Genomic DNA, 12288 nt, shown 5'->3' on the forward strand with positions numbered 1-12288 from the left:
GTCAATTAAACTTGCAAATTGGCACTCTTTACCCACATCCCCCCTAATAATCTCATCTTTAGGGATGGCATAATGTGGTGCGACTTAGGCAGCCTTTCGCTGGTGCTAGATTTAGCTCGGTAGCTGTCTCGCCACAGCGATATTTTGTAATCGCTGCAGTATCTCTGGCGAAGTCGACACTTGCGTTAAATTCAGCGGCAGGCGACGCTGCCAATTTGGATATTCGAGCCAAGTACCGGGAATGTTCACCGCATGGCGATCGGCTAATAAATCGCACAGTTGCACGCTGTATAGCGCACTATTGCCGCGAGCTCCTAAGGTCATCCAAGCCGTGAGTAAGGTTTGAATATCGAGTTCGGCTATCGTCACATCGGCTAACAGACCTTGAGCGACTAACAGTGAAATGAGTTGCTGCTTTTCATGTTCACGCCCCGCGAGCGCCTCGCCTAGCTGCTCGTCAGTTTCAAACAGGGATAACTGTCGACGCAGGTGTAAATCGCTGCCACACCACCAAGCCACTAAAGTCGGCACATCGTGGTTCGCCAGCATCATTAAGCTTTGGGACTTATATTGATCCGGTGATTTAAAGCCTTGATGGTCTTTGCAGAAATAGAACAACTCGTTGGAATAAATGCCAGAAGTGTAGAGACGATGAATAATGTCAGGTGGCACCAGTCCTAAATCTTCGCCAATCACCACACAGCGAGCACGTTGGCTCTCAAGGCAAACGATGGCAAGCAAGGTTTCGACGGGATAATACACATAGGCACCGTGACCGAGTTGCTTATCCAGCGGCCACCACCAGAGTCGCAGTAAGCCCATCACATGATCGATACGCAAGGCACCACAGCTTTCCATATTGGCTCGGATCAAGGCGATAAAATGGCTGAAATTATGTTGTTTTAACTTCACCGGATCGAGTGGCGTTAAACCCCAATTTTGTCCTTGGGGTGCAAAGGGATCGGGCGGTGCACCTATGCTGGCATTCAAACAAAACTGCTCGGCATTGGCCTGCACTTCACTGCCGTGCAGCGCTGCACCAACGGCCAAATCACGGATCAATCCCAACCCCATCCCCACCTCTTTAGCTTTTAGCTGACAGAGGTGTAACTGCTTTTCAGCAACAAATTGCAGGTAAAGATAGAAACCTTCCTCTTGCACAAACGCTTTAGGACTACGTAAATATTCCGCTTGAGCAAACTCTTGTAGCCCACTGCCCTGCTCACGTACAAACTCATGGAATCTTTGCGCTCTGGGCGTGTCGTTCGCCAGATGCGTATCACAAAAAACGCGATATAACTGCTCAAAGGCACGGTATTTCAGCTCACTGACTTTTGGATAATCGAGCCAATTATCACGATTCAGTAAGGCGATAGCCTCTACCCAAGTAGCGCTTAAAAATTCAGTGGCAAGAGCTTGGTATTCAGGAACGCTTTGTAATTGAATATAAAGAGGATTAAGTCTGCGGCGATCGCACGGACTATAGGGACTCGGATGCTCTGGCGCCGCGATATCGAGGGCATGCAAGGGATTGAGTTGAATAAAATCCGCGCCCTGCGCCGCCACCAGTCCGATCAGTTGTTCTAAATCACCAAAGTCGCCAATGCCCCATTGGCTCTCACTGCGCAAACTGTAGAGTTGAACGCTGATCCCCCAAGGTTTATGGCGTTTACCTTGGGCGACAGCCGTGAGTACGCCTTGGTAGGCGGCCCGCGGCGCCACCATTAAGGTGCCAGAGAACAAAGTGCTGATATCAGCTTCTGCCGTCACACTGCTCTCTAGCGCCAAGCTTGCCGCTTGTGCACTTGTCGATAGGGCATGTTTTAAGCTTAAGGCTATGCGATGAAAGCCCAAACCTAACATAGATAAATCACTCGCATTTTTGTCGGCTGCATGCGCAAATGAGTCTTGGTTTTTTGTAAATGCAGGGTTGTTAGTGAACTCTTGGCTGCTCAGGAAATAGGACGCTAAATTCACCGCTTCAGTCTCGGCGGGCATTAAGTTGTCAGGGGAAGCTTGGGTCTTGGCCTCAGCTAAATCGAGGCGTGCGAATCCCAGTTGCGTAAGATCAAGGCGATAGTGTAGATAAAGCGTTTGTTCAATGCGGTAATCGCCAATGGACTTAAGCGCCGAGAAAGGCACATCGAATACGATGGACTCACCCTGTTCACATTCAATCGCCACACTCAGATCTGAGGTGTAGGTTTCCGGTAAACAAAGGCTTATCCAAGGTTCATCCACAAAACACCAATGGAATTCAGGTAGCACCTGAGTCCAAGGACGGGCATCCAGTAGATCAATTTGCGACGCGATCAGTGCTTCGGTCAATACCGCATCGACACAGGTCAGCCCAGCATCACTCGATAACGCTTCTGTAGCAGGAGTATCAATGGCAGTCCCTGCCACGCTGTTTTTTTCCTGTAACATACAGGTCAAGATACCTTGCCTGTCTACCTCGGAAATATGGATATTTTGGCCAAAACAATCAGTAAATTCTGCTCCAACTCCCCGCAAATACAGCAACTTTTCCAGCCCCATATTTTGTCGCCCCCGCGACCGCTCATCCATAGCTTTAGATATACAGTAACCATGCCAACGAAAAGTAACAAGAAGATGACATAAATATTTCAGAGAAATAACAAAAAACATTTTCAAAAAATCAGTAACTTACTAGAAGCACTCAGTTAAGTTGGCGCTCAGTAGCTATCAGGATATAAAGAGTGGAATGCACTAAATTGGGGCATGCGTTCAGCAAGAGGGCAAGCATGGCTCCTAAAGCATGCAATAAGTGAAGAGCAAAGGGATAGAAATAACATGACAAGCGTAAGTCATTTTTATGTCATTGCGTTCAGACTAATACTAACAAATACGTCAGGTGGCATATTAACCACAGATATCAGTGCAACACTTTGTATCAATTGCATTTTATAACTTGAACAGCCTATCTCTCCTCTGTCAACATCTCGTCTCGCTACAGCATAGAAACATAATAACAACATTAAATTCATGGAACCTGATATGCCCTCGCATATACGCCAGTGGCTCAAGCCCATGGAATGCTAAAGCAAAAACACCCCAATGATGATTGAGAATAAGGATATGAAATGAAGAAGTTATCAGGATTACTATTTGTCGGCTGCATTGCCTTGACGGGTTGTGAAGGAAGTACAGATGGTGATTTAACGCCGACGCCACCGACGCCCGATCCCACGCCGCCAGCCTTAGCTGCGGATGTGTGTTATTTAATGAAAACGACGAAAGGCGATATCACACTTGCCATTGACTTAACTAACATGCCAATCACAGGTAAAAACTTTAAGCAGTATGTTGATAAGTCTTTCTATAACGGCACCTTATTCCATAGAACCATCAATAACTTTATGATCCAAGGCGGCGGTTTTACCACTGGTCTCAAAAGCAAACCGACCAGTGCCTCAATCAAGAATGAAGCCGCAGTCGGTATTAGCAACAAACGTGGCACTATTGCGATGGCAAGAGCAAATGCACCTGATACCGCTGCCTCTCAGTTCTTTATCAATGTATTAGATAATCCACATCTAGACGCGTCAGCGAGTAGTTATGGTTATGCAGTATTTGGCAAAGTGGTTGACGGCATAGAGGTGGTAGATCAAATCAGCATAGTCCCAACAAAAAATATCGAAGGCTTCCAAGACACACCAGTACAAGAGATCCTCATCAATTCAATAACAGAAACAAGCTGCCCTTCTGCCTGATCTAACGCTTAATCGGCTAAAAGCAAAAAAGCACTGAGAATTCAGTGCTTTTTTATCTTATAACTTTAGTCGTTGAAAAAACGAAACTTACTCATCCCCTTGGATCTTCCCCACCAAGAGCATAGGCGCCGCATCAATTTTATCGGCGTCCATCATAGTCGCGATACGCTCAACGGCTGAGAGCAATTGACTCTGCTCCCATTCTTCAAGATTCTGATAACGCTTAATAAAATGATCCTGTAACGGTTTAGGTGAGTCCTGTAACAGTGCTCGGCCCGCATCGCTAAGGTATAAATGCACCTTACGTTTGTCAGTCTCACTGCGCAAACGGATCACTAAACCACGGCCCTCGAGACGATCGATAATGGTCGTCACAGTCGCAGGGCTCAACGTGATCTCTTTCGCCACAGTTTTCGCCAATGGCGCATCCAATTGGGCGATTTTTTGCATCACCATCAATTGCGGCCCAGTTAAGCCTGAGTGTTTGTTCAGCTGGCGAGAATGAATGTCGATAGCGCGTATTACTCGACGCAGCGAAATGAGTAGTTGTTCGTACTTTTCCATAATGTCCCGTCCCAGTTGTCCAGTGCACCTTACCAGAAAGCGCGACTGAACTCACCAAGAGGAGGCACTTTTATGGTAAAAGTCCCTTATATTACAACATGAATTGACGCGATACCGACAACACTAGGCGCTCGTCACTGGTATCTAAGTTCATGCTGGTATCTTCAGCGGCAAGGCTGAAATCAAAGCCGCTCCAGCTGGTCATATAGGCAACGCGATAGTGATTAAAGGATTTACCGCCATCCCATGACCATTTGTCTTCATCGAGTGACGTCGAGCGGTCAACACTGAAGCGAATATCATGGCCTTCGGCAACGCTAATCGTATGGCCGAGCAACATAGTGTAATGTCCGCCGCCCAACCCAAAGTAGTCCCATGTGTAGGTTAACTTAGCTTCAGAGTGGCCAAGGGAAGTGTCGTAACCCAGCTTGCTATACAGCTCAGGATAGTTGTACTCATCGGAGAAGGAATCACCGTGGTAGGTGTAATAGGCCAGCCCGACATCGAGACTCAGTTGCTTGTTAAGCTGAAAGTACTTACCCGCATAGGCATCGAGCTCTAACCAAGTGTCATCGCTGCCACCAAAGTCGACGTTCGAGGTAAAGCCGCCCACGTACCATCCCGAATCAAAACCGTAATCCAAACTGCCTTGCAGTGCTGGGCCGTTGTCCGTTTGGCTGACACCGTTAAAAGTGTAATCCGACGTCGCCGTCACAGTGGCCGATAATCCGGCATTCGCAGCAGTCGACATCAATAAAAATCCGCCGGCGACAAGATAAAAACATTTTGATTTCATTATTAATTTTTCCATTAGTTAGCTAGCTCAATTTTAGTAAAGTCGATTTTGTTCTCTTTTGGCGAGCGCTCAATGGCACGAACTGTTTGCAATTGCGTCATCATGATGTAACCAAAACAGCTAAAGATCAGGCCCAGTGCGATTGCACCAACCCATTGAATTTGAAGAAAGTCTAATTGAAAGAGTAATGTCAGACTGCAGAGCAATACTAAGTTAAAGCTGACATATTTAAGCTTGCCTAAACGCTCAATCGTCAGATTAAGATTGTCGGTATACAGGCGTACCAGTGAGTCGAGTGAGTTAATCACAAAGGTCACCCCTACAATCACCATCGCCAGATTATAGAAGCCCGAGGTATCTAACCCATTGGCGCTGTAGTAATAAAGCACGGTGAACCAGATAGCGATGGGGATAGACGGAAACACCATCATGGCCAGCAGCACTTGATAGGTTTTCATCCCGCCGACAAAGCGCGAGGTAAATTGACCAATCATAATGCTCCACGCAAACCACCAGAACAGATAAAACTCATGGTAGTCGTTGATGGGTAACACAAAATGTTGAATATTGCCGAAGTAGTCGCCCAGCATGGCAAAGGTCGTAAAGAACTCGCCCACACTTGAGTCAGCCGATAAAAATGCACTGGCCCACATCATGGCAATCAAGCCTAAAAATAACCAAGTGCTGGCTAAGCTCAAAATACGCACATAACGTATGCTGGTGCTGGAATACACAGCCGCGGCAATCACCAAAAATACGATTAAATAAAAGCTACCGACTATGGTTTCGCCATCACCTAATTCGGGTAAGTACCAGGGCAAATTGCTTAATAACAAATAGGCGGTAAAGGCACAGGTACCAATAATCACGATATTATTGATGAACTTGACCAAAGGAATGTCGAAGAACTTCACCCTAGGTTCAATCACACAAAAATAGAAGCAGGTTAAAAAGTAGAAACCCCAAATTAAGAAGGCCCAAAAGCCAAACTCAATCGCCAGCGGATTGGTAAAGCCGTACTCGGGACTCGCCGCCACATTGGCATAGCCGGCAAACTCGGTCAGCGGAAACATGATCAAGCCGACATCAAGGCCAGAGGTGAACAGAATCGCGATAAAGGTAAACGTACGCACAGGCGTCACACCGATACAGCGAATGTTACCCCAGCGATAAATCACAAACGCAATCGCGGCAAAAGTGAACAGTATCCCTGCGGATAATAACCAGGTCATAGGATGCACTCCGTCCCAGTCGATACTGGATATAAGTAGGCATGAGGATATGAATCCATAAAATGTAACTCCATGTTTTTATTTAATAATAAAAAACTGAATCATTTTTAAAGGCAGCGCTCTGCCCTCAAGCCTTAAATATCGCTACTTAAAAAGCGCTCTGCGATAGTTAAACCCTGATAGATGTTCAGTCGTGAAAGTGATCATTTGCACACTCACTGCGGGCTGACCGACCCTTTAGATAAAATGAATCATGACCCTTATTTTGAGTAATCAATTAATGAGTTTTGAGTCATCAATTAATGAGTCACTTCAAAATTGAAGCCGCCAGCCCATCGATAAGACGGACCGAGCAGGCATGTTGTGCACTTATGGCGTTAACTTGCGCCGTTAACTTGTCGCAGTGCTTCTTTGTGTGGTTTGCCAAGCGTCGGCAACCACAACGGCGGAATCTGCTGGCGCTAACATCTCAGCCTCTAAAATCATATCCGCAGCGCGCTCAGCCAACATGATGGTCGGAGCGTTCAAATTGCCGTTTGGGATAGTCGGGAAAATAGAAGAATCCACTACCCGTAAATTCTGCAAGCCGTGCACGCGGGTTTCAGGATCCACTACCGCCATCGCATCTGTGCCCATCTTGCATGAACAAGAAGGATGATAAGCACTCTCAACCGATTGACGCACAAAGGCATCGATTTGCGCATCGGTTTGCACTTGTGTGCCGGGTTGAATTTCCTCACCGCGATACTCATCGAATGGCGCTTGATTGATGATCTCACGGGTTAAACGCACGCAGGCTCTAAAGCCTTCAATATCATCGGGATGCTGTAAATAATTGAACTGGATCTTAGGTGGCGCTTTAGGATCTGCCGACACTAAGGTCACGGCACCACGGCTTTTAGGCTTGTTATGGCCTACATGTACCTGAAAACCATGACCCGCAAAGGCTTCTCTACCATCGTAACGCATGGCCGCAGGTAAAAAGTGGTACTGCAAATCTGGCCACTCGAGACCCGCTTTTGAGCGAATAAAACCACAGGATTCAAAGTGATTTGTGGCCCCTAGGCCAGACTTATCTAAGATCCACCGTGCACCGATTAAGAACTTGCTGAAAGGATCTAACTTGCCATTGAGTGAAATCGGTTTAAGGCATTTGAATTGGAAATAAAACTCTAAATGATCCTGTAAATTCTGACCAACACCGGGCAGCTCATGTTGTAACTCGACCCCTGCATCGGCCAATACTTGGGGATCGCCAATGCCTGATAATTGCAGCAAATGCGGCGAACCTATTGAGCCAGCAGCTAAAATCACTTCTTTATTACAACGAATATCTTCAACTTTGCCTTTGTGCTCAATGCGAACGCCAACGGCCGCTTGCCCTTCCAATAACACTTTATGCACTAAAGTGTGGGTCAACACGGTAAGGTTACGTCTGGCCATCGCCGGGCGTAAATAGGCATTAGCGGTAGACCAACGCACGCCTTTTTTGACCGTCATGTGCATAGGGCCAAAACCTTCTTGCTGCGCTGCATTATAATCGGCGGTCGATAAATACCCCGCCGCGATGCCCGCATCCACAAAGGCTTGGTACAAGGGGTTTTGCATTTGATTGCCGTTATTCACGCCTAACGGCCCAGACTCACCGCGATACTCATCACCACCAAAGGCCCAGGTTTCCGCCTTCTTAAAGTACGGTAAGCAGTGGCTGTAATCCCAATCGGTCGCCCCTTGCGCCTGCCACTCATCAAAGTCCCTGGCATGACCACGGACATACACCATGCCGTTGATCGAGGATGAACCGCCAAGCACCTTGCCCCGAGGGCAATGCATCTTTCGATTATCTAAATATGGCTCAGGCTCAGTTTCAAACTGCCAAGCATATTTAGGGCTGTTCATCGGAATTGATAACGCCGTCGGCATTTGAATAAAGATGCTCTTATCGCTACCACCGGTTTCTAATAACAGCACTTCGTTTTTAGGATCCTTTGACAAGCGATTGGCGAGCACACAACCCGCTGATCCTGCACCAACTATGATGTAGTTATAATATTTTTGCTCTAATGACTGAGTCAAAATGCCTCCTTAAAATGGGCTTTCTAAGGGCTGCAGACCCACATAAACGGCTTTAACTTGGGTGTAATGCTTGAGTGTCTCGCTACCGTTTTCACGGCCAATGCCCGACAACTTATAGCCACCCACAGGCATTTCGGCTGGCGAGGCACCATAGGCATTGATCCAGCAAATACCCGCCTGTAACTGATGAATGACCCGGTGAGCACGGCTGATATCTTGGGTAAACACCCCAGCGGCCAAGCCCATAGCGGTATTGTTTGCTCGAGCAATCACTTCGGCTTCATCTTTAAAGGTAAGCACGGACATTACAGGGCCAAAGATTTCTTCTTTACAGATGCGCATCTCGTCGGTGCAATCGGTGAAAATCGTCGGGGCGACGAAGTAACCATTGGGAGCATTTTCAGGTGTTAATGCTGTGCCACCGGTGAGCAGCGTTGCGCCGTCATCGATACCTTGCTGAATATAATCGAGCACTTTTTGCTGGTGATCTTTGGAGATCAAGGCGCCAAAGTTAGTCTCTGGCGCCATAGGATCGCCCACCACAATATTGGTTTGAGTACGCATAAGCAGTTTTTCGATAAAGCGTGGATAAACTGACTCATGGACAAACACCCGCGTCCCATTAGTACAGACTTCACCTTGGGTATAGAAGTTACCGAGCATGGCACCTGAAACGGCATTATCGATATCGGCATCATCAAACACGATCAGCGGTGATTTACCGCCGAGTTCCATAGTGACGTCTTTTAATGAACTTGCCGCCGCGGCCATGACTTTCTTGCCAGTACCGACTTCGCCCGTGAAGGACACTTTGGCAATATCCGGATGCCCCGTTAACCAAGCGCCAACCTTGCCATCGCCCATTACGACGTTAAATACGCCATCAGGTAAACCCGCCTCACTTAAGAGTTGCGCTAATTTCAGTGCGCCAAGCGGCGTTTCTTCCGAAGGTTTAAAAATCATCACATTGCCGCTAGCTAAGGCAGGTGCGGCCTTCCAACAGGCGATTTGCAATGGATAATTCCACGCGCCAATGCCAGCACAAATGCCTAAGGGCTCGCGGCGGGTGTAATAAAAATCCCCACCGACTTGCTGCTGCGCGCCTTCAAGCCCTGGGGCAATATGGGCGAAAAATTCGATAGCATCTGCGCCTGTGACCACATCAACCACTGAGGCTTCTTGCCAAGGTTTACCTGTGTCGCGCACTTCGATTGCCGCGAGTTCATCATTACGAGCACGCAATAATGCGACCGCCTTTAACAGAATGCGACTGCGTTCAGTGGCGCTCATGGCAGACCAAATCGCAAAGCCTTTTTTGGCGCTCTCGATGGCCGCTTGCTGAATTTTTTCATCGGCCACTTGCACTCGATACGCCAATTGCCCAGTAGCAGGATTGACGACGTCGAAGGTTTCGCCGCTGTCGTTAGCGAGCAGCTGACCCGCAATAAAGTTGTACTGTACTTCTACTGACATGTTTTGACTCCATGCTGCTTTATCACATTGTGGATAAAGGTTTTGCATAATTTTTCGGCCTGAACAAAATCCTGCTCAGGGGTTTCACTTAAGGCGCTGCGTAACCAGAATCCATCGATCATCGCCGCCGTTTGCTTAGCAGCCATCAGGGCAAACTCTTTGGGCAACACGTGCCGAAAGGAAAAATGTAAGTTGCTGTATAAGCGGCGACTATTGATATTCTGCAAACGGGCTAACTGGGGATCGTGGACGGCCTGTGCCCAAAAACTCAACCAAGTGTGAGTGACATTTCGCGAGCGCTGTAACTCGGTAAAATTCGCTTCAACTATCATCATTAAGCGCTCTATTGGCGCCAACACTTGTCCTTGGATTCGATTGAGCAACGCTTGCTTTAACTGCTCAAGCAAGTGGCGCAGCGTCGCTTGGATCAAGCCCTGCTTACCACTGAAATAATGACTGATGATCCCCGACGACATCCCCGCCAACTGACTAATGCTGTTGATGGTCGTGTGCTGCAATCCATGCAAGGCAACCGATGCTAATGTCGCATCGATAAGCTGCTGTCTGCGTATCAATTTCATGGCGGTTTTAGGCATAAATACTCAAGGAATAACCACTCTCTCAATACTCTGAACGACGTTAATTGAACGTTCAATTAACAATCATGATAATGATTAGTGATGTAACTATCAACCTAAAATAGCACAGTGACAAAGCTCAAAAGTTAGTTATTTAAAAAAGAATTAATCTGTAAAAACAAGATAAATTTATAGATTTCTTTGACTTACGGCCCTACCACAACCACAGCAGCACGCATAAATTAATATTAGATATCAAACTAATTAATTGGAGTTAATGCTACAAATGAGAGTATTCATGAGGTTTAACCACTGTTAGATTTAACAATTGAGCCGTCAAACTCTGGATAAAAAGTGGGATAAAAAGTAAACGAAAAATGCACAGAAATGATGCATCACCAGGGGCGCTAACAACGCTAAAAAAACCATATCGTACGCCAACACTAATACCCGTCATAAAAGTCCGAAATTTAGTTACCCAGTTCCAACTTTAGTGGGAAATTACCCCCAGATAAGCGCCGAACTCGATCAAGCTCACACTTTCACTACCTCCAAATTGGTAGCTTGATCACCAGAAAAGAACACAACTTAATCTTTACAAGCAAATAGGTGGATTTTATGGCTGCTAAATTTTTTATTCCTTCTGTCAACGTATTAGGCCAAGGCGCAGTGGATGATGCTATCGGTGACATCAAAACCTTAGGCTTTAAACACGCACTCATAGTGACAGATAAACCCTTAGTCAAGATTGGCTTAGTGGGTGAAGTGGCCGAAAAACTCGGTCAAAATGGTATTACCTCCACCATCTATGATGGCGTACAACCTAACCCAACAGTGACGAACGTCGAAGCGGGTTTAGCCCTGTTAAAAGCCAACAAGTGTGACTTTGTGATTTCACTCGGCGGCGGATCACCCCATGATTGCGCCAAGGGTATCGCCCTTGTTGCCACCAATGGCGGCAGCATTAAGGATTACGAAGGGTTAGATCAATCCGCAAAACCACAGTTGCCGTTAGTGGCCATTAATACGACGGCAGGTACTGCCAGTGAAATGACGCGCTTTTGTATCATTACCGACGAAGCCCGCCACATTAAAATGGCGATTGTCGATAAGCACACCACGCCTTTGCTGTCGGTCAACGACCCTGAGTTAATGCTGAAAAAGCCTGCGAGCCTCACGGCCGCAACCGGTATGGATGCACTGACTCACGCAGTTGAAGCCTATGTGTCTATTGCAGCTAACCCGATCACCGACGCCTGTGCGATCAAGGCCATGGAATTGATTCAAGCTAACTTAGTCAACGCAGTTGAAAACGGTCAAGACATCAACGCCCGTGAACAAATGGCCTACGCCCAGTTCTTAGCGGGTATGGCGTTTAACAATGCCAGTTTAGGTTATGTGCATGCGATGGCGCACCAATTAGGCGGTTTCTACGATCTGCCCCACGGCGTGTGTAACGCTTTGCTGCTGCCCCATGTGCAGGAATACAACGCCCAGGTCGTCCCTGCGCGCTTAAAAGACATTGCCAAGGCTATGGGCGTGGATGTGTCTGCGATGACAGATGAACAAGGTGCCAGTGCGGCGATAGCGGCAATCAAAAAACTGTCTGTTGCGGTTAAGATCCCTGAAAACCTGACCTTATTAGGCGTGAAAGCGGAAGATATTCCAACACTTGCGGATAACGCGTTAAAAGATGCCTGTGGATTCACCAATCCAAAACAAGCGACCCATGCGGAGATCTGTCAGATCTTCACTAATGCGCTGTAATTGTGCGCTGTAAGCGCCATACCTTACCAATCGCAAGTTAGCACACAACAATCGTGCGCTAACTTGCT

At 47.1% G+C, this 12288-nt stretch carries 9 protein-coding genes; 2 read left to right on the forward strand and 7 right to left on the reverse strand.

Going from position 1 to position 12288, the window contains the following annotated elements:
- Positions 1-111 precede the first annotated feature (111 nt).
- On the reverse strand, positions 112-2538 hold the full coding sequence (gene malQ / locus L5M18_RS06230) for a 4-alpha-glucanotransferase (RefSeq protein ID WP_028760711.1): 2427 nt from the start codon (positions 2536-2538) through the stop codon (positions 112-114).
- Between the two features lie 566 nt (positions 2539-3104).
- On the opposite strand from malQ, the gene L5M18_RS06235 reads away from it, so the two are divergent.
- Entirely contained in the window at positions 3105-3734 is a 630-nt protein-coding gene (locus tag L5M18_RS06235) for a peptidylprolyl isomerase (RefSeq protein WP_263140398.1), read from the forward strand.
- A gap of 87 nt (positions 3735-3821) precedes the next feature.
- Here the strand turns inward: L5M18_RS06235 and L5M18_RS06240 are convergent, their stop codons facing one another.
- The 6 genes from L5M18_RS06240 to betI form a co-directional block, all read right to left on the reverse strand.
- Positions 3822-4298 (reverse strand): MarR family winged helix-turn-helix transcriptional regulator, encoded by a 477-nt coding sequence (locus L5M18_RS06240; protein ID WP_011846259.1) that lies wholly within the window; start codon positions 4296-4298, stop codon positions 3822-3824.
- A gap of 91 nt (positions 4299-4389) precedes the next feature.
- Positions 4390-5094: a TorF family putative porin gene (locus tag L5M18_RS06245; protein ID WP_263196261.1), complete on the reverse strand. Its 705-nt coding sequence runs from the start codon at positions 5092-5094 to the stop codon at positions 4390-4392.
- Between the two features lie 14 nt (positions 5095-5108).
- On the reverse strand, positions 5109-6326 hold the full coding sequence (locus L5M18_RS06250; protein ID WP_263196264.1) for a BCCT family transporter: 1218 nt from the start codon (positions 6324-6326) through the stop codon (positions 5109-5111).
- A gap of 390 nt (positions 6327-6716) precedes the next feature.
- Positions 6717-8402, reverse strand: a complete 1686-nt coding sequence (betA, locus tag L5M18_RS06255; RefSeq protein WP_263196266.1) for a choline dehydrogenase — start codon at positions 8400-8402, stop codon at positions 6717-6719.
- Between the two features lie 9 nt (positions 8403-8411).
- Positions 8412-9875 carry a betaine-aldehyde dehydrogenase gene (gene betB, locus L5M18_RS06260; protein ID WP_263196267.1) on the reverse strand — a complete coding sequence of 488 codons (1464 nt, stop codon included), beginning with the start codon at positions 9873-9875 and terminating at the stop codon, positions 8412-8414.
- Positions 9866-10471, reverse strand: a complete 606-nt coding sequence (betI, locus tag L5M18_RS06265) for a transcriptional regulator BetI (RefSeq protein ID WP_263196269.1) — start codon at positions 10469-10471, stop codon at positions 9866-9868. Before betI ends, betB begins: the two co-directional genes overlap by 10 nt.
- Before the next feature lie 600 nt (positions 10472-11071).
- Here betI and yiaY point away from each other — a divergent pair.
- A complete protein-coding gene (yiaY, locus tag L5M18_RS06270) occupies positions 11072-12220 on the forward strand; it encodes an L-threonine dehydrogenase (protein ID WP_028760717.1) in 1149 nt (382 codons plus the stop codon).
- Positions 12221-12288: the final 68 nt, after the last annotated feature.

It is taken from the genome of Shewanella sp. SM20 (genome assembly GCF_025654545.1).
GTDB lineage: Bacteria > Pseudomonadota > Gammaproteobacteria > Enterobacterales > Shewanellaceae > Shewanella > Shewanella oncorhynchi.